An 18848-nucleotide genomic window follows, 5' to 3' on the forward strand; every position below is an offset into this window, starting at 1 on the left:
TCACCGCCGGCCGGCTCGATGTCCCGGACCCCGCCCGGCCGGGCCAGCGCGGCGTCCCGCAGCCCGCGCACCACCCCGGCCGGCAGCACCCTCGTGGCGTACCGGCGCTCCGACTCGAGTCCCTTGTCCGCGCCCACACTCCGGGCCACCAGTGCCTTGGACAGGCCCTCCGCGTACGCACGCGCACGGAAGTACGCGAAGTGCTCGCGCGCCTCGGGCACCCGGTGGTGGATCACCGCCCGGTCGTCGATCAGCAGGACCGCGTCCGGTCTGGCCCGGCTCAGCCGGATGCACAGCTCCGTCTCCTCGCAGCCCAGCGGGCGCCTGTCGCCGTCCCGCCCGATACCGGTGGCGAAGCCGCCCGCCGCGTCGAAGGCGCTGCGGCGGAAGGAGGCGTTGCCCCCGAGGACGTTGCGCACCCGGACCAGGCCGGCCGGGATGCCGCGGTAGGTGCAGCCGACCACCCAGTCGAACTCCTCCGGGAACCAGTCGGGACGGCGCCCCGACGCCCAGATCGGCACCGTACGGCCGCCGACCGCCATCACCCGCGGGTCGGCGTAGGCGGCGGCGAAGTGCCGCAGCCAGTCGCGCTCGGCGACGGCGTCGTCGTCGAGGAAGGCGATCACCTCGCCGCGCGCGGCCGCGATCCCGGTGTTGCGGCCCGCGGACAGGCCCCGGGGTCCCGCGTTGGCGCACACGCGGACCTCCTCGGCTTCCTTGTACTCCTTGCCCAGCCGGTCCAGGAGCGCCGGATTGTGGTCGACGACCAGCAGCGTCTCCAGCGCCGGGTACGACTGCGTCCGCACCGAGGCGACCGCCGCGAGGATGTCCTCCCAGCGGTCCTCGGTGTACACGCAGATCACGACGGAGACGCCGGGACCGCTCAAGACACCTCTCCCCGCGCCGAGTCGAGCAGCGGCGAGCGGTGGGTACGGCGGCGCAGCGCCCGCCGGTTGGACCGCTCCCCGAGGATCACTCTGAGCACCCGGAACCCGTCCCGTACGGCCCGCAGATTGCTCGCGCCGTGGATGCGCAGGTACTCGTGGCTCGGTATCTCCTGCACCTTCAGGCCCGCCTTGACGACCCGGATGTTCATCAGGGTCTCCACCTCGAAGCCCGTGCAGTCGAGATCGATCTTGTCGAGGCAGTGCCGCCAGAAGGCGTTGTACCCGTAGCAGAGATCCGTGTAGCGGGCGCCGAACTTGCGGTTGACGATGGTGCACAGCGCCCAGTTGCCGAGCTTGCGGATGAAGGTCATGTCGTCGGTGCCGCCGCCGTTGGCGAAGCGGGACCCCTTGGCGAAGTCCGCGCCCGAGACGAGGGCGGAGACGTAGGAGACGATCTCGTTGCCGTCGGCCGAGCCGTCGGCGTCGATCATGACGACGATGTCACCGGTGCAGGCCTCGAACCCGGTGATCAGGGCGTCCCCCTTGCCCTTGCCGTGCTGCTTCACCACCTTCACCTCGGGCCACAGCTCGCGGGCCACAGCGACGGTGTCGTCCGTGGAGTTGCCGTCCACCAGGACCACTTCGTGGATCCAGTCCGGAAGGGTCTTGAAGACGTACGGCAGGTTCTCCGCCTCGTTCATGGCGGGTATGACCACGCTCACCGGTGGCGCTATGGCCAGGTGGGTGGAGATCGGCCGGTACTGGACGGCTGTCGGCAGATCCTGGCCGGCAGCCGCCGGGCGCAGAACTGAACTCATGAGTCTGGTTCCCTCTCGTCCGGTGGACCGCCCGCCCCTGGGCGGTCCGGCTTGTTGCTCCGGTTCGAAAGGGGGGTTCTCACCCGCGGCATGCCGGAAGGGATCTCCGTACGTGCCAGGTGAGCTGGCAAAACTGGCCGACCGCCGCCGTGTGCTGGTTCCATGTCGGCAGCCGGTCGTGCGGCACGACTCGGTCACAAGTGCGGTCACCGAGCACGGCACCCCCCTACCGCGCCCCGCGCCCCCCGTCGCGGTCCTTGAGCCCTCCCCTAGAGCCGCTCGATGACGGGACGGTGCGGGTGATATGTACGACGGTATTGACGATTGAATCCGTATGGCAAGGCCTATAACGGACTCTCACGTTTTTGTTGGTTTGACCGTTGCGGACACGTCGGAGCGGATCTTTCCCGCTTTCTTCAGAAGCCGGTCGGCGGGTCCGAACAGCTCCGGCCGTGCCATCACGGCGTTGCGCAGTGCCCGCACCGGAACCCGGCGGACGCGGTGTCCGACCGCGACCGGGTGCCGGCGGGCCACCAGCCCCTCCGACACGGTCAGTTCCCGTGTCTTCAGGGAGTTCTTGTACTCCTTCTGTCCCCGGCCGAGGTCGAGGTACGCGATGCCGTCGGCGGCGGCCGCCTCGGCCATCCGCAGGTGCAGGACCAGGCCCGGGGAGTACTTCGCGTACTCCGGGTCGTACGCCGGGAACCAGCACGCCAGGACGCGTTCGGTGCGCAGCCCGAAGTGGGCGGCGACCGGCTTCCCGTCGGCGTACAGCACCGAGAGGATCCCGGCGAACGGCTCGGAGCGGGTGTGGAACAACTGCTTCACCAGCCGCGCGATCCACTCGTGCGCGAAGCGGTCGCTGCGGCCGGTCCTGCGGTACTGGGCGGACTTCCAGCTCATCAGGGTGTGCAGGGCCGCCGGGTCCCGCTCGTCGTGGACGTAGCGCACCTCGCGGGCCGAGCGGGCCAGTCTGCGCTCCTTGGCGAGGGTGGTGCGGGTGAACTTCGGCGAGCGCTCCCGCAGTCCGGCCAGATAGGCCTCGTACCCCTGCTCCACGTCCATGACCGGTGAGGGGAACCTGCCGGAGGCCGCCGCCTCGAACGGCCCCTGGCCCTGCACCAGATGATCGAACTCCCAGACGGCCAGACCGCAGGCGCGCAGCAACTCCCGTGCGTCCCAGGTGAAACCGGGCCGGTGCACCAGTCCCTGGGCGTCCGAGACACCGAGGCCGACGGCCCGGCCGACACCGGCGGCGGTTCTCTGGAAGGGGAAGAACGCGGCGGGCTCGCCCCGTTCCCGTACGACGGCGATCCGCACGCCCCGCCTGCACCGGCCCACCGCGAGTGTGAACTCGGGGGACAGGAAGGGGTTCGCGAGGCCGGGCGAGCCCTGGAGGTGGGCCTTGGACTGCAGAGCGGTCCAGGCCACCCGGTCCGCCGCGCTGAGCTCGCCGGGGCGGTACACGCTGATGTCCACGTCAGGAGTCCCGGCCCTTCGCCGCGCGACGCCGTCGCAGCGGCACCAGCAGCAGGATGAGCGCGCTGATCACGGCCATCGCCAGGACGCCGCCACGCGCCGACCAGCGGTGCGTGGCCAGCATGCCCTGGGCCACCAGCATGTTGAGGACGACCGAGCCGGCCAGCGAGGCCAGCGCCCGGGCGAACGGATCCAGACCGCGCAGCGCGGCGGCGAGGCCGGCGGCGGGTGCCGCGAGCAGGAAGAAGAGCGTGAGCGGGGCGCGCAGCGGTGAGTCGGAGCCGGTGAGTGCGAGCAGTGCGCCGCAGCCCCCCACGGCGGTCGCGGCCCCGGCGAGCAGAGGCGTCAGGTCTCTGCCCGACGTGCTCGGAGATGTCCTGAGACGTGTGGTCTGCATGGGCGACGTTTCCCCCCAGAAAGCGCCGGATGCCGGGCTTCAATGTCGCGCAGCGCCTGGGGGACCGTCAAGGGCGCACCGCACCGCGGGCCATGACGTCCGCACCGATTTTGGCATGGACACTTCCCGTTGCTGCGTGTCGTTGCTACGACGGATACGGCAGAGATCCTGCTAAAGGGAGGTTCCATGAGACGTTCCCGATTTGCCGCGTACGTCGGCTCACTCCTCCTCGCCCTCGCCGCAGTCCTCACCGGGACCGGTACCGCCCACGCCGCCGAGGGCCCCTATGTGGCCCTGGGCGACTCGTATTCCTCGGGCGTCGGCGCGGGCAGCTACATCACGTCGAGCGGTGACTGCAAGCGCAGCACGAAGTCCCACCCCTACCTCTGGGCGGCCGCACATTCACCCTCGTCGTTCGCGTTCACCGCGTGCTCCGGCGCCCGTACGGGTGATGTTCTGGCGAACCAGCTGACGCCGCTCAGCTCCGCCACCGCACTCGTCTCCATCAGCATCGGAGGCAACGACGCAGGCTTCGCCGACGTCATGACGACCTGTGTGCTCCAGTCCGACAGCTCGTGCCTGTCCCGGATCAACACCGCGAGGGCGTACGTCGACTCGACGCTCCCGGGCCAACTCGACACCGTCTACGCGCAGATCAGCAGCCGGGCCCCCAACGCCCACGTGGTCGTCCTCGGCTACCCCCGCTTCTACAAGCTCGGCACCACCTGCCTCGGCCTCTCCGAGACCAAGCGAAAGGCGATCAACGACGCCGCCGACTACCTCGACAACGCCATCGCCAAGCGCGCCGCGGACCACGGCTTCACCTGGGCCGACGTCCGCGGCACCTTCACCGGCCACGAACTGTGCTCCGGCAGCGCCTGGCTGCACAGCCTCAACCTGCTCAACATCGGCGAGTCCTACCACCCGACCGCGGCCGGCCAGTCGGGCGGCTACCTTCCGGTCCTGAACAGCGCGGCCTGATCTCCTCTCACGGGGACGCAGTGGGGGAGGCCTCGCCGGTGCCGGTCGGGGTCTCCGTCACACACGTCAGCGAGAAGGGCACCGACTCGGACTTCTTCTCGACGGGCTCGCGGACCTCCACGCTGATGGTGTCCTCGAACGTCCCGCTGTCGTCCTGCGTGGTGACGAACCGCTTTTCCTCCTGCGACCTGCCGCCCCCGGCCGGGAACGACAGGGTCTTCCAACTGCCGTTCACCGAGCCCTTCTCCGACACCCAGCGGTAGGTCACCGTCGCCGGGAGCCGGCCCACCGTCAGGGTGACCGTGAACGTGGGGGCCGCGGACCTGTCCGGCGGACAGCTGCCCGTGTAGTCGGTGTTCGAGCCCGACAGCGAGACGTCCACCGACTGCGGCGGCGCGCTCGTGGTGCTCTTGCTCGGAGTCGGGGACGGGGTGTCCTCGCCGGTCGTGTCGGACCCGGTCGGCGCGGGCGAACTCACCGCCGGAGTGGTGTCCTTGGCCGTCTCCCCGCCCTTGTCGCCGTTGTCACGGTTCAGCAGCGCGTACGTCAGCCCCGCGATCGCCAGCGCCAGGGCCAGCACGCCCGCCACCAGCACGACCGTCGCGCGACGGTTGCGCTCCGGGGGCTCGTCGGTCGCCGTGGGAGTGGAGACGGGAGTCGGCGTGGGCCGGTACGGGGCCGTCGGCGGCTCCTGCGGGAAGGGCGCCGCGACGGTCGGGGCGTACGGCCCCCCCTGCACCGCGTCCGCCCGAGGCGTGCCTCCCGCACCGATGATCCGCAGCTCCTGCTCGGCCCGGTCGGCCGGCAGCCGCTGCGCCGGGTCCTTGCGCAGCAGCCCCTCGATCACCGGCGCGAGCGGACCGGCCCGGTACGGCGGCGGCAGCTCCTCGTCCACGATCGCGCGCAGGGTGCTCAGCGGGGTGTCCTGCCGGAAGGGGGAGTTGCCCTCGACGGCGGCGTACAGCAGCACCCCCAGGGACCACAGGTCCGACTCCGGGCCCGGGGTGCGGCCGAGCGCCCGCTCCGGGGCCAGGAACTCGGGGGAGCCGATGACCTCGCCGGTCATCGTGAGCGCCGAACTGCCCTCGACCTGGGCGATGCCGAAGTCGGTGAGCACCACCCGGCCGTCGTTCGACATCAGCACGTTGGCGGGCTTCACGTCCCGGTGCAGCACCCCGGCCTCGTGCGCGGCCCGCAGCGCGGAGAGCACCTCGGCGCCGATGTGCGCGGTGCGCTGCGGGCTGAGCGGGCCCTCCGCGTCCAGCAGATCGGCGAGCGAGATGCCGCGCACCAGCTCCATGACGATCCACGGACGGCCGTCCTCGGTGGCCACGTCGTAGACCGTGACCACATTGCGGTTGGCGACCCGGGCCGCCGCCCACGCCTCGCGTTCGAGACGGGCGTACAGCCGCTCCACCTCGTGGACCGGAATTCCGTGCGGGGCGCGCACCTCCTTGACGGCGACCTCGCGGTGCAGCACCTCGTCACGGGCCCGCCACACGGTCCCCATGCCACCCTCGCCGAGCGGGGACAGGAGGCGGTAGCGGCCCGCGATCACTCGTTCACTGCCCGGTTCTTCGGACACGGGCGTCCCCCATTCGCATCCGGGCGAAATCTCCGCTCCGCGTGATGGTGCACGTCAATTCTGTACAAAAGTAGCTCAGCCGAGTGCGGATGCCGCCCCCTTGAGCACCAATCCTGCCCCGAGAGCCACCACGACGAACGCCGACATCAGGGGCGCGGTCCTGCGCACCAGGGCGGTCATCGGACTCGCGGCCAGGCGGGGGCGCCTGTCCAGCAGCCGTGTGACTCCACTGCCCAGCCTGACGACGGCGAATCCGGCCGCGGTCAGGGTCAGGGCCAGCCCCACGCCGTAGGCCACGACGAGCAGCAGTCCGAACCAGGCCTGTCCCAGCGCGGCGGCACCGACGAGCACGACGACGGCGGAGGGGCTGGGCACGAGACCGCCGGCGAAGCCGAGCAGGATCGTGCCGCGGACGGTGGGGGCGACGGCGTGGGTGTGGGTGAAGCCGCCGTGGGTGTGTTGGAGGGTGTCGGAGTGGTCGTGCGGGTGCGGGTGCGGGTGGTCGTGTCCGTGGTCGTGGCTGTGGCCGTGCGCGTGATCGTGCCGGTGGTCGTGGTCGTGGTCGTGGTCGTGGCTGTGATCGTGGTCGTGGTCGTGCGTGTGTCCGGGCGTGTGGGGGTGCGCGTGCGTCTTCGCCGTCGCCGTCGCCGTCTCCGTGTGGGCGGCGACCAGGACCAGCGAGCGCTCCTCGGGCTGCCGGGCGGCGACGTCGTGGGTGTGCGTGTGCCCGTGCTGATGCGCGCGGGTGCGCAGGGCCCGGCGCAGCAGGGTGACGCCCGCCGCGGTCACCATCACCCCGCTCGCGATGCCCAGCCACGCGATCACCGAGGGTGCCGCCGCCGATCCGGCGGCGACGAGGAGGCCCAGGGCGACCACGCCCAGGGTGTGGGTGACGGTCACGGAGGCGGCCAGCGGCAGGACGTCCTTCATCCGGGCCCGGCCACCGCGGGCCGCGGCCACCGCGGCCATCAGGGTCTTGCCGTGCCCGGGGGCCAGCGCGTGCATCGCCCCGAGGACGACCGCGATGAGCAGGGCGAGCGCCGCGAAGCCCACGGTGAGGTCGTGCCGGGCGACCAGGGAGTCCAGGGCACGGGTCCAGCGGTCGGCGCCACGCGGCAGCACGGAGGCGGCGGGCGCGTCCGACCGCTCCTCGGCCAGGGCCGCGCCACCGGGCCGCACGCGCAGCGAGGCGGTCACCGTGTCGGCGGGGGAGGAGAGCAACTCCTGCGGATATGTGGTCAGTTCGTCCGAGACCGACTTCGTGGGGACGTCCGACTCCGTGAGCGTCATCCGGTCGCCGCGCGCGGTGATCTCGCGCCAGCCGGGGCCGGAGTCGGTGCCCGCGCTGTGGAAGCGGAGCGTGACGGTGGCGTCCTCGGGCAGCGGGGCGGTCAGCCGGCACTCCACGCGCAGGGTGTCGAGCCCGGCCTGGCCGGGACGCACGCGCGCGTGGCTGCTCCGCACGCTCAGGGCGACCGTACGGCCGTCGACGGAGACCTTGCCGCCCTCGGCCGCCGTCCGGCAGCGCTGGGCGGCCCACTCGGTCATCCCGAGCTTGTCGATGTCGGGCTTGGCCTGGGTGGCCGGGATCTCGGCGAGGTCCTCGACGTGGTCGACGCGGAGCCCGCCGGGGGCGGCGACGAGACCGTCGTAGCGGTTGACGGTGAAGTTGCCGAGGGGGTGGGCGCTCGCGCTGCTGGAAGGGAGCAGCGCGAGCGCACAAGCCGCCGTCAGGACGGCCGTGAGGGACGCGAACAGACGGCGGGGCCTCACTCGGACGCCTCCTTGAGAGCCTTGCGGGCCTCGCGGGCGCCGAGAGGGGAGAAACCGGGGTTGAGCTTCAGGGCGGAGCCGAGATGGCTGCGGCCCTCCTTCCGGTCTCCCGTGGCGAGTTCGATGATCCCGCGGTGGTAGAGGAAGGAGGCGTTGCGGTAGCCGGTGGCGGTGGCCTGCCGGGCGTACGGCAGTGCCTCCCGGTCCCGGCCGTTCACGTGCAGGGCCCAGGCGAGCGCGTCCGCGGTGTGCACGGTGTGCCGACGGGCCCATTCGGCGCGGGCGGCACGCAGGGCGGCGGCCTTGTCACCGTGGTCGGCGGCGGCCAGCGCGGTGTCGAGGTCGGCGTTGACGCCGTTGGCGCGGGCGAGCGCGGTCCACGCGTCCACCAGCGCGTACTGGTCCTGGGCCTTCGCCTTGTCGCCGTCGGCGCCCCGGTCCTCGTACAGCTCCCCGAGCGCCACGAGCGGCCCGGGCAGCGGATACCGGGCCACGACGGCCTCCATGCCCTTGATCGCGGCGGCCCGGTCTCCGCTCGCGGCCTGGGCGCGGGCCCGGCCCTCCAGGGCGGGGAGGTAGGCGTCGTCGGCGGCGAGGGCTCGGGCGTAGTCGGTGAGCGCGGTGTCGTAGTCGCCCTGGTTCCACGCGAGTTGGCCGAGCGCGGAGGCCACGTAGGCGATGTCGCCCGGGGTGGTCGCGGTGGACAGGGCCCGCTCCAGGACGGTGCGGGCGGTGCGGGCGTCTCCGCGCAGTTCGTGGACGTAGGCGTAGCGGGTGAACACCGGGATGCCGGGCCGCCGTTCGTCCGCGAGGTCGGCGGCCTTCGACGCCTCGGCGTAGCGGCCGAGTTCCACGAGGGCGTCGATCCGGGAGGAGAGGGCGCGCTCGCTGTAGGGGTTCTCCTTCAGCACCCGGTCGGCGTAGCTCAGGGCGCTCTTGAACTCGTGCCGTGCCGCGGCGAGGGCGGCCCGCCCCGAGAGCGCCTGCTCGTTGTCCGGCGCCAACTCCAGGGACCGCTTCAGCGCCTGCTCGGCCTGCGGGTACCGCGAGGGGTCGCCCTTGGTCCGCGCCTGCTCCACGTAGGCGAGTCCGAGGGTGGCCCAGCTGCCGAAGTCCTTCGGCTGGTCGCGCAGATGGGCCTGGATCGCCCTGATGCCCGCGTCGAGGTCCCCACTCGCCATGAGCCCGGGCGAGACCGCCGCCGACGAACTGGCGACCGTGGCGGTGCCACCGTCCCGCAGCGCCCCGAAGGCGATCGACCCGCCCGTCAGCGCGACGGCCAACAGAGCCGCACAACCCGCGAGTTGAGCGGCTCGCCAGCGCCTGCCGGCCTCGGAGACCCGCCGTACGGCGGCGACCTTCTCGTCACCGGCCTGAGCAGAGGGCTCCACGGTCTCGGGCGAACCGCTCTGCTCGTCCTCGGGTGCGCTGTCGGTCGTAGACCCGGACATGCCCGCTCCTGATTCGTTCGTGATCGATCGTGTACTGCGGCGCGGCCTGCACCGTGGGGGATGAGTACGCGCAGGCCGCGCCAGTAGGAAGGGGGTGCCCGGAGTGCTTCCGGCTGTCAGGGGCGCGGGGCACTGTACGACCAGTCCCCACGCTCCCGCGGCCGCCGGACGACGGGCGAGGCACCCCCGTAGGCACCGTCGGCCTCAGTAGGCGCGCCGCCGCATCCGGCGCCACCACATCAGCGCCGCCCCGATGAGCAGGATCCCGGCCGCACCGGCGCCCGCGGATCCCGCGATCAGGGACATGTTGTCCGACCCGGAGCTGCCCGCGGGGGAGAGCGCGTCCCCGAGCTGGTTGCGGACGTCGTTGCCGCCGGACGTGCCCTTGGCGAGCGGACCCCGCGAACCCTCCGTCGGCAGCGCCACGTACGGGAACGACTTCTCGAAGTCCTTGTCGTTCTTGTCGACCGCGTCACCGAGGTCGTTCTTGGACCCGACCAGCTCGCCCTCGACGACCTGGAGCGAGGCGTCGATCACGTCGTCGGTGAGCCGACGGCCGTTCGGGAACCCGGCGTTGTCGCCATCAAGCACACCGAGCCGCTTCGGAGAATCGGTGGGCTTGATGGACGTGTTGAGGCGCAGCTCCTCCGCGGGGCGGACGTGGGGCGGCTGGTTCAGCCCCTTCACACCCTTGAGGAAGACGTCCACGAGGTCGTTGCGGGGTTCCTTCGGAGCGGGGATCTTGTAGATCGCCTCGATGAGCTTCGGCAGTTCGGGGTTGGTCACGTTCTTCAGGAACTGACCGTCGTACTCCGGCGAGGACGCGTTGAACTTGTCCTTGTCCTTGAGCGGGTTGACGACCTCGTTGACGAGCGGGTTGCCGAGGCGCGAGACCTGGGAGTAGTACCCCTGCGCGTTGCGGCGCTGGGTCGTCGACCAGATGCCCACGACCGGCTGGTGCTTGGACTCGGCGATCATGTCCGTCGGGACCTGCAGGGCTATCGAGTTGACGTTGTAGCCCTTGAGCGTGTCGTTGCCGACCTCGGTGAGGTTCCCGCCGTACAGCAGGTCGAAGACGCGCAGGTCCGCGAAGAACGGGTCGTCGGCCTGGCCGGCGAAGGCCGTCGCGTCGCCGGGAAGCTTGTAGACCGCCTGGTCGCGCAGCTTCTCGTAGTTCGGCATGGACGCCTTGCCGACGTTCGACGGCGCCACCGGGATGTCGTCGGCGACCTTCGTCTTGTACTGGACCTTCCCGTACTTCAGCCGGAACAGCTCGATGTCGTACGTCTGCGTGACGTTGAGGTCGGGGTCGTCGAGGCTCTCGACCACGCCCGTGTTGTACAGGAACGACTTCTTGTTCTTGACGTGCGTCTTGAACGTGAAGCGGTAGAGCAGGTCGCCCTGGCCGTCACCGTTGTTGTCGATGTGGAGGTCGTACTGCGCGTCCTCGGCGAACTGGTAGAAGTTCGGTCCGCCCCCGGGCTCCTCGAAGGGGATCCAGTTGGCCACGATCGTCGTCGAGTCGGGCTTGTCGGGGCTGACGAACGCGTAGAGGTCCGTGTTGTCGTGCTGGGGGTCGCCCGAGATCAGCGGGGCCTCCCGGTGGCTGGAGGCGGAGGCCGCCCCCGGTTCCAGCGTGGCCACACCGGCGGCTGCGAGCCCTCCGGCGGCCAGCGCACCACATACGAGGGTCGCGAGACTCCTGCGTCCCGAGCCGCTCCTGGAGATAGGTGTCATGCCGTCCGTCCTCAGTCCAACTTGCCTGACGCTCGGGGATTCGGAGCGGTGGCCGGGCCGGATTGGTCGAATCTCAAAACTTCTTTTCTGCTGCTCGACCCGCGTTTTCGGCGTTCTGATCCGTAACCCCATCCGGAGGTGTGTTCGTTGCGAATACCTCGTGGGACGGGACGGCCCAGGTGCGGCTTTGCGGGAGGGGGCGACGAGTTGGAGGCGGACGAGCTTCTGGTGCTCGTGGCAGGTGGGGACCAGAAGGCATTCGAGGAGCTCTACGGCCTCGTCGCCGGGCCGGTGTTCGGGTTGGTGCGGCGGGTGGTGCGTGATCCGGCGCAGTCGGAGGAGGTGTCGCAGGAAGTGCTGCTGGAGACCTGGCGGTCCGCCGCGCGGTTCGACCCACGCCGGGGCAGCGCGCTGTCCTGGATCCTCACCCTCGCGCACCGCCGTGCCGTCGACCGGGTCCGCAGTGCCCGCGCGGCCGGTGAACGCGAGCAGCGCGAGGCGCACCGGGCCCACCACCCCGCCTTCGACCAGGTGACCGAGGAGGTGGAGGCGGGCCTCGAACGCGAGTGGGTGCGCAGGTGTCTGGAGCGGCTGACCGACCTGCAGCGCCAGTCCGTCACCCTCGCCTACTACGACGGCTACACGTACCGTGAAGTGGCCGAGCGGCTCTCGCTGCCGCTGGGGACGGTGAAGACGCGGATGCGTGACGGACTGACCCGCTTGCGCGAGTGCCTGGGAGGTGCGGCATGAGCCTCTTCCGCCGGGAAGATCTGCACTCCCTCGCGGCCCCGTACGCCCTCGACGCGCTGGAGCCGGCCGAGCGGGCCCGCTTCGAACGGCATCTCAAGGGCTGCGACAGCTGTGCGGCGGAAGTGCGTGCGCTGTCCGAGGACGCGGTACGGCTCGCGTGGTCGGCCGCCGCTCCGCCGCCGCTGGCGATGCGCGACCGGGTACTGGCCGCCGTACGCACCATCCCGCAGGAGTCCCCCGTACGGCCCGAGCCGGCCCGCGCGCGGCCGGAGCCGGTGCGGGCGCGCAAGTCGCAGCTGCCGCCGCATGTCTGGGGTGTGCAGCCGCCGCCCAGGCAGCGTCAGAGGCGTCCCCTGTTCGTGCCCTTCGCGACGGCCACCGCGGCCGCGGCGCTCGTCGTTGCCTCCCTGTTCGCCGTCCAGGCCAACCGGACCCAGGACGAACTGGACGCGCAGAAGGCCCAGGCCAGTGAGATCGCCCACGTTCTGCAGGCCACGGACGCGCTCGCGACCCGGGGCCAGGACGCCCAGGGCCGAACGATCGGAGTGATCGCTTCCGCATCGGAGGGGCGCGCGGTCGTCACCCTGAGCGGGTACGACGCGCCCCCGAGCGGCCGCGTGCGCCAACTGTGGCTCATGCGCCCCAACGAGCAACCGCGCTCCCTGGGGCTCTTCGCCGCCGACACGCCCTTGGTCGCGAGCGGACTCGACAAGTCCGCCACATCACTGGCTGTGACGGTCGAGCCCGACGGAGGGTCACCCCAGCCCACTACTCAGCCGGTTGTCCAACTCGCCCTGAAATCTGTTGGATTCGGAGAGTAATCATGGAGGGGTCGTCAACCCCCTTGCGGGGAAGGTGAATCCTGTGACGCCGATACACGTGTGCCGTGCAAGGGCGATAGGGTTACCCTGCCCGGGCCGGGTGGACTCGTACGGGTGGGGAGTGACATGGAACAGATAACAGTGCGCAGGGCGAGGGTCCCTGCGATCACCTGCGGGAGCAGCGCGACCAGTTCGCGCCTCGACCGCCATCTCTCGGTGCTGTCGGGACCTGCCGTCCCGCAGCGCGAGGCGGCCGAGGCGACGTCGTTGATGCGCGAGCTGACCGCGCGTGACACCGCACAGCAGGAGCGCAGTGACAGGGGTGCGCGGGTACGCCGTGTCTCGCTGTTCGCGCCTCTGCGCCGACTGCGCCGTTCGCTGTTCGGCGGGCACTGAGCCCTCGCCGCCCGGTATCGTGCTGCGATCCTGCCCGTCATCCCCACGGCATGCAGCACGATCCAGGTGAGCCCGTACGCAATACCTTTGGCATGCACGCCTCCGAGGTCGGCCCGGGCCCCGGCAGGGCCCGAACTCCCCTCCCGGCACGAGGCGTTCAGCGCTCGCCGTGTGCGTACCTCCGCACGGCGAGCGGTGTGAAGACCGCGATCAGCACCGCGCACCACACCAGCGACCCGGCGACCGGATGGGCCACCGGCCAGGCCGCCCCCTCCGGTGCGGCGGCGTTGCCGAACAGCTCCCGCAGGGCCGCCGTCACCGCGCTGATGGGGTTCCACTCGGCGAGGGTGCGCAGCCACCCGGGAAGCCCCTCGGTCGGGATGTAGGCGTTGGACAGCAGCGGCAGGACGAAGGTCGCCCCGCCCAGCTGGCCGGCGGCCTCCTCGCTGCCGGTGAGCAGGCCGAGGAAGATGCCGATCCAGGTGGTCGCGAACCGGAACAGCAGCAACAGCGCGACGGCGCCCACCGCCTGGAGCGCGGAACCCTCCACGCGCCAGCCCACCGCGAGCCCCACCAGCAGGAACGGCACCATGCCGGCCGCCGTGACCAGGACGTCCGCGACCGACTGCCCCAGCGGCACGGCCGCCCGGCTGATCGGCAGGGTGTGCAGTCGGTCCGTCACTCCCCGGTGGACGTCCTGGGCCGCCTGGAACATCCCCGTCATGATCCCGTTCGCCGCCGTCGCCACCAGCAGGCCCGGCACCAGGAAGGACCGGTATTCCGCACCCGGCATGGCCAGCGCGCTGCCGAAGACGTAGCCGAAGAACAGCAGCATGGTGATCGGCATGGTCTGGGTGAGGACCAGCAGCCCCGGGTTGTTACGGACCCGCCGCAGCTGACGGCCCAGCATCGCGGTGCCGTCGTAGGCCAACATGCTCATACCGCAAGCTCCTTGGTGAGTCGAAGGAAGACGTCGTCGAGGGTCGGCGGCCGGATGCTCGCGTCGAGCAGCGGCACACCGGCCGCGTCCAGTTCGCGCACCAGCCGGGGCACGGTGAGTGTGGTGTCCTGCGTCACCGCGCCGACCGCGTTCCGTCCGGGGTCGAACGACGGCCTGCCGCCGGTGAGTTGGTCGATCACCCCGGCCGCCCTGCCCAGCGCGTCCGCGTCCGCGACCACGATCTCGACGCGCGCCCCGATCAGCGCCTTGAGCTGGGCGGGCGAGCCGGTGTGCGCGATCCGCCCCTGGTCCACCAGGGCGATGTCGTGGGCGAGTTGGTCGGCCTCCTCCAGGTACTGCGTGGTCAGCAGCACCGTCGTGCCGTCCGAGGTGAGGTCGCGCACGGCGTCCCAGATGAGGGTGCGGCTTGCCGGGTCGAGCCCGGTCGTCGGCTCGTCGAGGAACAGGATCTCGGGACGGCGGATCAGGCTCGCCGCGAGGTCGAGTCGGCGGCGCATGCCGCCCGAGTAGGTGGAGGCGGCCCGGTCGGCGGACTCCGTCAGCCCGAACCGGCCGAGCAGTTCGGCGGCCCGCTCGGCCGGCCCCCGCACCCGGTGCAGCCGGGCGAACAGTCGCAGGTTCTGCCGTCCGGTGAGGTCCCCGTCGACCGAGGCGTACTGCCCGGTGACGGCGATGGCACGGCGGACCGCCTCCGGCTCCCGCACGAGATCGTGCCCCGCGACCCGTGCCGAGCCGGCGTCCGGCCGCAGCAGCGTCGTCAGCAGCCGTACGGCCGTCGTCTTGCCCGCGCCGTTGGGGCCGAGAATGCCGCAGACCGTGCCCGGGGCGACCGCGAGATCGAGGCCGCGCAGGGCATGGACCTCCCCGAACCGCTTCTCCAGACCTTCACTAAGTACAGCGTACGTAGAAGTCATGGCAGGACCATAGCGCACTACGTACGCTGTACGTAACTAGGATGGTGGCCGAGGTGATGACCGATGGCGGGCCGAGCGGCCGTACCCGAAGTGATCTGGGCCCGTCCCGAGCGGACGGGGCGTGGGCCGAAGCCCGCGTTCACCAGGGCGGACATCGCGGCGGCGGCGGTGCGGCTGGCCGACGCCGGAGGGCTGGACGCGGTGTCGATGCGCCATGTCGCGGCCGAACTGGGCTGCGGGACCATGTCGCTGTACAACTACGTCCCCCGTAAGGAGGACCTGTACGAGCTGATGGTGGACGCGGTCAGCGGCGAGCACGAGCTGTTCGAGCCGACCGGGGACTGGCGCGCGGACATGCTGCGCAACGCGCGCCAGACCAAGGTGCTCATGCACCGGCACGCCTGGATGGTGCGGCTCATGTCGGGCGTGTACGGCTTCAGCCCCAACGCCCTGCGCTACCTGGAGCACTGCCTGGCCTGCCTCGACCCGCTGGACGCCCCCTACGGCACCAAGATCGAGCTGGTCGCGATGCTCAACGGGTGTGTGACGACGTACGTCTCGAACGAGCTGTCCACGGCCGAGCGGGTGCGGTCGCTGCCGTGGACGGAAGAGCAGGAGAACGCGGTGCGGATCGCCTACCTGGGCAGTCAGGTGGCCTCGGGGGCGTATCCGCGGCTGGCGGCGTCGTTCATGGAGGACTCCGGGCCGATCGACCTGGACGCGGTGTTCGAGCGGATGCTGGGGCGGGTCCTGGACGGCTTCGCACCGAGGACCTAGAGCAGGGAGAGCTGGCCCTCCGGACCCTCCTCGTGGCCGTCCAGGACCGACGCCGGACAGCGTGCCGACTCCGGGACCGGGAGCACGCCCGCCTCGCGGAGGTCCGTGGCCGTGATCCGTGACGTCGACTCGTCCTGGAACGGCTGCGCATCGGCCAACAGGGCCAGCACCGTGATCAGCTCCAGCAGCTCCGACGTCCACGTCTGCGGCCAGGTCGCCGGGCGGATTGCGGCCAGGGTGCCCGACTCCGGTTCCGCTACACGGGCCGCGAACCACTGCTCCAGCACCCGCACCCCGCCCGCCTCGAAGTCCCAGGCCGCGGGCGGCACGGGCGAGACACGGCCGTCGTCCAGCAGCAGGGCCTCCTCGTCGCGGTCGTAGTCCAGGACCAGCGGCCGGGACGGCAGGGGCGCGCGGACGTACGGGCGGCGGCCCCCGGGCAGCTTCGGACGGTCGCCGTCGCGGCGCATCAGCCACAGGGTGCGGTGGCCCGACTCGACGCCCCGGGACCACACGTCGGGATCGCCGGTCAGCGGCACGGTCAGGTCCGGGCGGACCACCGCCAGGATCCAGGCGAGGACGTCCAGGGGCTCCACCGGGGCCCCGAGCCGTGCGCGCAGGTGCTCCAGCAGGCCCGGGGCCAGGTTCGGTTCGGCGCCGTCCGGACGGCGGTACAGCGGGCGGACGCGGCCCGGGCGCAGCAGGGGGAGCAGTGAGGTGGCCAGGAGCTGCGGGCCCTGCCCGTCCGCCGGCGTCTCGACCACGAACACCTGCTCCGCGTCCGCCACCCGCCACAGCTCGGGGCGGGCCGCGTCGATCAGCCGGTGGTCCGGGATCAGCCACTGCTCGTCGAAGGGCGCGTGCAGGACCCGTACCGGTTCGGGGCAGGGGCCGGAAGCACGTGCGAGCCGCTCCGTGCCGCCCGTGTGCCCCGGCAGCTGTCCGACCGCCGAGCGCAGGGTGCGGGCGCGGGTGGGCTCGAACAGGGCCTCCCGGTCGGGCCCCTCGGCCTTCAGCAGGGCGTCCCAGCGGGCTTTGAGGGATGCCGCGTCGGGTCCCGTCGGCCACCCCCGGCCGAGCCGCGGCGGTGCGACGGACCACGGCATGAGGTCCGCCAGCGGCGGAGCGTCGTCGTGCGTCACGCTGGGCATCGTACGACCTTTCGCCGACAGGCAGCCGGGGCCGGTGGGCTCATGTGGCGTCCAGGGTGACCGTGAAGGAGAAGCGGTCACCCCGGTAGTGGATCACCGCCGCGTCCAGCACCCGGCCCTCCCCGTCGTACGCCAGGCCCGTGTAGTGCAGGATCGGGCTGAGCAAGGGGACTTGGAGCAGCCGGGCCGTCTCGGGGTCGGCGAGGCGCGCCTCCACCGTGTCCGTGATACGGCTGATGTCCGCCCCGACGACGTCCCGCAGCACCTTCGTCATCGGCCAGCGCACCAGGTCGGACGGGTCGATGAGCGCGGCCAGTTCGGGGCGGACGTAGTTGCGGGCGTGGTTGGTCGGCTCGCCCGTCCGCTCGTCGCTGCGCAGCCGGTGGTATGCCGTCACCTCGTCCAACTCCGGGAAGTGCTCGGCGAGTTCGGAGGGCACCGGGGACTTGCCGTGCTCCAGCAGCTCGGTCGTCATACCGGACTGCTGGGCCACGATCGCGTCCACCGAGCCGAGCAGCCGGACCGGGGTACCTCTTCTCGCGTCCGGCTCGATGAACGTGCCCCGGCGGCGGTGACGGGTGATCAGCCCTTCGTCCTCCAGCTCCTTCAGCGCCTGCCGCATGGTCAGCACGCTCACGCCGTAGTGCCCGGCGAGCTGTTCCTCGGTGGGCAGGCGGAGCGGGTCCTGGGGGGAGCGGCCGAGTATCGAGGCGCGCAGGGACTGCGACACCTGGTACCAGAGCGGCAGCTTGCGGTTCAGGACGATCGAGTCCGGAGCGAAGGAGGTCACGGGCTATCCGTACCTTTCGCGGATCGGTCAGTGCAACGGGGGGATCAGCGTGAGGGGCGGAAGTGGCGTTCCAGGCCCCGCCACACGTCGTCGTAGTGGGTCTGGAGGTGGTCCGCCCGGGCCGCCTGCGCGGTCAGCGTCACCGGCCAGCGCGTCTCGAACATGAACGCCAGCCCGTCGTCGACCTTCTGCGGCCGCAGCTCGGCCGCGCTCGCCCTGTCGAAGGTCTCCCGGTCGGGTCCGTGCGCCGACATCATGTTGTGCAGCGAGCCGCCGCCCGGCACGAAGCCCTCCGCCTTCGCGTCGTAGGCGCCCTCGATCAGACCCATGTACTCGCTCATCACGTTCCGGTGGAAGTACGGCGGCCGGAAGGTGTCCTCGCCGACCAGCCAGCGCGGCGCGAAGACCACGAAGTCGACTCCGGCCAGACCCGGGGTGTCCGACGGGGACGTCAGCACGGTGAAGATCGACGGGTCGGGGTGGTCGTAGGAGATGGAGCCGATGACATTGAAGCGGCGCAGGTCGTAGACGTACGGCACGTGGTTGCCGTGCCAGGCGACGACGTCGAGGGGGGAGTGGTCGTAGGTCGCCGTCCAGAGGTTGCCGCAGAACTTGTTGACCACCTCCACCGGGCCCTCGACGTCCTCGTAGGCGGCGACGGGAGCGAGGAAGTCACGGGCGTTGGCGAGGCCGTTGGCGCCGATCGGGCCGAGGTCGGGGAGCTGGAAGGGAGCGCCATAGTTCTCGCACACATATCCCCTGGCCGACTCGTCCAGCAGCTCCACACGGAAGCGCACCCCACGGGGGATCAGCGCCACATGTCCCGGCTCCACATGGAGCAGCCCGAACTCCGTGCGCAGCAGCAGCCCGCCCCGCTCCGGGACGATCAGCAGCTCGCCGTCGGCGTCGCTGAAGACGCGGTCCATGGAGTCGGTGGCGTGGTACAGGTGCACGGCCATGCCGGTGCGCTGGGTGACGTCGCCGTTGCCGCCGAGGGTCCACAGGCCGGCCAGGAAGTCGGTGCCCCCGACGGGCTCGGGCAGCGGGTTCCAGCGCAGCCGGTTCGGGTCGGGGACCGACTCGGTGAACGGGGCCGTGCGGATGTGGCCGTTGTGGGTGTGGGTGAACGCCGGGTGGGCGGCGGAGGGGCGGATGCGGTACAGCCAGGAGCGGCGGTTGT

18 protein-coding genes are annotated in these 18848 nt (G+C 71.4%); 5 read left to right on the forward strand and 13 right to left on the reverse strand.

Annotated elements, in window-relative coordinates:
• The 4 genes from EHS43_RS15175 to EHS43_RS15190 all read right to left on the reverse strand — a co-directional run.
• A partial coding sequence (locus EHS43_RS15175; RefSeq protein ID WP_148104050.1) for a glycosyltransferase family 2 protein occupies positions 1–887 on the reverse strand: 887 nt, incomplete at its 3' end.
• Positions 884–1705 (reverse strand): glycosyltransferase family 2 protein, encoded by an 822-nt coding sequence (locus EHS43_RS15180; RefSeq protein WP_125191303.1) that lies wholly within the window; start codon positions 1703–1705, stop codon positions 884–886. The genes EHS43_RS15180 and EHS43_RS15175, both read right to left, overlap by 4 nt.
• Before the next feature lie 357 nt (positions 1706–2062).
• The gene (locus EHS43_RS15185) at positions 2063–3184 is read right to left on the reverse strand and encodes a GNAT family N-acetyltransferase (protein ID WP_125191304.1); all 1122 of its coding nucleotides are present in this window, start codon (positions 3182–3184) and stop codon (positions 2063–2065) included.
• A gap of 1 nt (position 3185) precedes the next feature.
• Positions 3186–3581, reverse strand: a complete 396-nt coding sequence (locus EHS43_RS15190) for a hypothetical protein (protein ID WP_260470541.1) — start codon at positions 3579–3581, stop codon at positions 3186–3188.
• 186 nt (positions 3582–3767) lie between these two features.
• Between EHS43_RS15190 and EHS43_RS15195 the strand changes: the two genes are divergently transcribed.
• Positions 3768–4562 carry an SGNH/GDSL hydrolase family protein gene (locus tag EHS43_RS15195; RefSeq protein ID WP_125191305.1) on the forward strand — a complete coding sequence of 265 codons (795 nt, stop codon included), beginning with the start codon at positions 3768–3770 and terminating at the stop codon, positions 4560–4562.
• 7 nt (positions 4563–4569) lie between these two features.
• Here the strand turns inward: EHS43_RS15195 and EHS43_RS15200 are convergent, their stop codons facing one another.
• The 4 genes from EHS43_RS15200 to EHS43_RS15215 all read right to left on the reverse strand — a co-directional run bounded on the left by EHS43_RS15200 (position 4570) and on the right by EHS43_RS15215 (position 11108).
• Positions 4570–6147: a serine/threonine-protein kinase gene (locus EHS43_RS15200; RefSeq protein WP_125191306.1), complete on the reverse strand. Its 1578-nt coding sequence runs from the start codon at positions 6145–6147 to the stop codon at positions 4570–4572.
• A gap of 75 nt (positions 6148–6222) precedes the next feature.
• Positions 6223–7920: a sulfite exporter TauE/SafE family protein gene (locus EHS43_RS15205; protein ID WP_125191307.1), complete on the reverse strand. Its 1698-nt coding sequence runs from the start codon at positions 7918–7920 to the stop codon at positions 6223–6225.
• Positions 7917–9371: a tetratricopeptide repeat protein gene (locus EHS43_RS15210; protein WP_125191308.1), complete on the reverse strand. Its 1455-nt coding sequence runs from the start codon at positions 9369–9371 to the stop codon at positions 7917–7919. The genes EHS43_RS15205 and EHS43_RS15210 overlap by 4 nt, the downstream gene beginning before the upstream one ends.
• A 204-nt stretch (positions 9372–9575) precedes the next feature.
• Positions 9576–11108, reverse strand: a complete 1533-nt coding sequence (locus tag EHS43_RS15215) for a DUF4331 domain-containing protein (protein ID WP_185806261.1) — start codon at positions 11106–11108, stop codon at positions 9576–9578.
• 207 nt (positions 11109–11315) lie between these two features.
• Between EHS43_RS15215 and EHS43_RS15220 the strand changes: the two genes are divergently transcribed.
• The 3 genes from EHS43_RS15220 (at position 11316) to EHS43_RS15230 (ending at position 13075) form a co-directional block, all read left to right on the forward strand.
• Positions 11316–11858 carry a sigma-70 family RNA polymerase sigma factor gene (locus EHS43_RS15220; protein WP_125191309.1) on the forward strand — a complete coding sequence of 181 codons (543 nt, stop codon included), beginning with the start codon at positions 11316–11318 and terminating at the stop codon, positions 11856–11858.
• A complete protein-coding gene (locus tag EHS43_RS15225; RefSeq protein ID WP_125191310.1) occupies positions 11855–12679 on the forward strand; it encodes an anti-sigma factor in 825 nt (274 codons plus the stop codon). Before EHS43_RS15220 ends, EHS43_RS15225 begins: the two co-directional genes overlap by 4 nt.
• Before the next feature lie 126 nt (positions 12680–12805).
• A complete protein-coding gene (locus EHS43_RS15230) occupies positions 12806–13075 on the forward strand; it encodes a hypothetical protein (RefSeq protein WP_125191311.1) in 270 nt (89 codons plus the stop codon).
• A gap of 157 nt (positions 13076–13232) precedes the next feature.
• On the opposite strand, the gene EHS43_RS15235 is transcribed toward EHS43_RS15230, so the two are convergent.
• The gene (locus EHS43_RS15235) at positions 13233–14015 is read right to left on the reverse strand and encodes an ABC transporter permease (RefSeq protein ID WP_125191312.1); all 783 of its coding nucleotides are present in this window, start codon (positions 14013–14015) and stop codon (positions 13233–13235) included.
• Positions 14012–14950, reverse strand: coding sequence for an ATP-binding cassette domain-containing protein (locus tag EHS43_RS15240; RefSeq protein ID WP_125191313.1), 939 nt, complete (start codon positions 14948–14950; stop codon positions 14012–14014). Before EHS43_RS15240 ends, EHS43_RS15235 begins: the two co-directional genes overlap by 4 nt.
• Positions 14951–15013: 63 nt before the next feature.
• On the opposite strand from EHS43_RS15240, the gene EHS43_RS15245 reads away from it, so the two are divergent.
• Positions 15014–15727, forward strand: a complete 714-nt coding sequence (locus EHS43_RS15245; protein WP_125191314.1) for a TetR/AcrR family transcriptional regulator — start codon at positions 15014–15016, stop codon at positions 15725–15727.
• Here EHS43_RS15245 and EHS43_RS15250 read toward each other — a convergent pair.
• From EHS43_RS15250 to hmgA, 3 genes are all read right to left on the reverse strand, one after another.
• A complete protein-coding gene (locus EHS43_RS15250; protein ID WP_125191315.1) occupies positions 15724–16878 on the reverse strand; it encodes a type ISP restriction/modification enzyme in 1155 nt (384 codons plus the stop codon). The genes EHS43_RS15245 and EHS43_RS15250 overlap by 4 nt on opposite strands.
• A gap of 40 nt (positions 16879–16918) precedes the next feature.
• The gene (locus tag EHS43_RS15255) at positions 16919–17668 is read right to left on the reverse strand and encodes a GntR family transcriptional regulator (RefSeq protein ID WP_125191316.1); all 750 of its coding nucleotides are present in this window, start codon (positions 17666–17668) and stop codon (positions 16919–16921) included.
• A 44-nt stretch (positions 17669–17712) separates the two neighbouring features.
• Positions 17713–18848: homogentisate 1,2-dioxygenase (gene hmgA, locus EHS43_RS15260; RefSeq protein ID WP_125191317.1), on the reverse strand; the 1136-nt coding region annotated here is incomplete at its 5' end.

The sequence above is a fragment of the Streptomyces sp. RP5T genome, assembly GCF_003933965.1.
GTDB lineage: Bacteria > Actinomycetota > Actinomycetes > Streptomycetales > Streptomycetaceae > Streptomyces.

What these genes read in the sequence shown, in the direction of transcription:
- EHS43_RS15180 (WP_125191303.1), bottom strand. Translation starts at nt 1,705, where the DNA reads ATGAGTTCAGTTCTGCGCCCGGCGGCTGCCGGCCAGGATCTGCCGACA.
- EHS43_RS15190 (WP_260470541.1), bottom strand. Translation starts at nt 3,581, where the DNA reads ATGCAGACCACACGTCTCAGGACATCTCCGAGCACGTCGGGCAGAGAC.
- EHS43_RS15195 (WP_125191305.1), top strand. Translation starts at nt 3,768, where the DNA reads ATGAGACGTTCCCGATTTGCCGCGTACGTCGGCTCACTCCTCCTCGCC.
- EHS43_RS15210 (WP_125191308.1), bottom strand. Translation starts at nt 9,371, where the DNA reads ATGTCCGGGTCTACGACCGACAGCGCACCCGAGGACGAGCAGAGCGGT.
- EHS43_RS15215 (WP_185806261.1), bottom strand. Translation starts at nt 11,108, where the DNA reads ATGACACCTATCTCCAGGAGCGGCTCGGGACGCAGGAGTCTCGCGACC.
- EHS43_RS15225 (WP_125191310.1), top strand. Translation starts at nt 11,855, where the DNA reads ATGAGCCTCTTCCGCCGGGAAGATCTGCACTCCCTCGCGGCCCCGTAC.
- EHS43_RS15230 (WP_125191311.1), top strand. Translation starts at nt 12,806, where the DNA reads ATGGAACAGATAACAGTGCGCAGGGCGAGGGTCCCTGCGATCACCTGC.
- EHS43_RS15235 (WP_125191312.1), bottom strand. Translation starts at nt 14,015, where the DNA reads ATGAGCATGTTGGCCTACGACGGCACCGCGATGCTGGGCCGTCAGCTG.
- EHS43_RS15240 (WP_125191313.1), bottom strand. Translation starts at nt 14,950, where the DNA reads ATGACTTCTACGTACGCTGTACTTAGTGAAGGTCTGGAGAAGCGGTTC.
- EHS43_RS15245 (WP_125191314.1), top strand. Translation starts at nt 15,014, where the DNA reads ATGGCGGGCCGAGCGGCCGTACCCGAAGTGATCTGGGCCCGTCCCGAG.
- EHS43_RS15250 (WP_125191315.1), bottom strand. Translation starts at nt 16,878, where the DNA reads ATGCCCAGCGTGACGCACGACGACGCTCCGCCGCTGGCGGACCTCATG.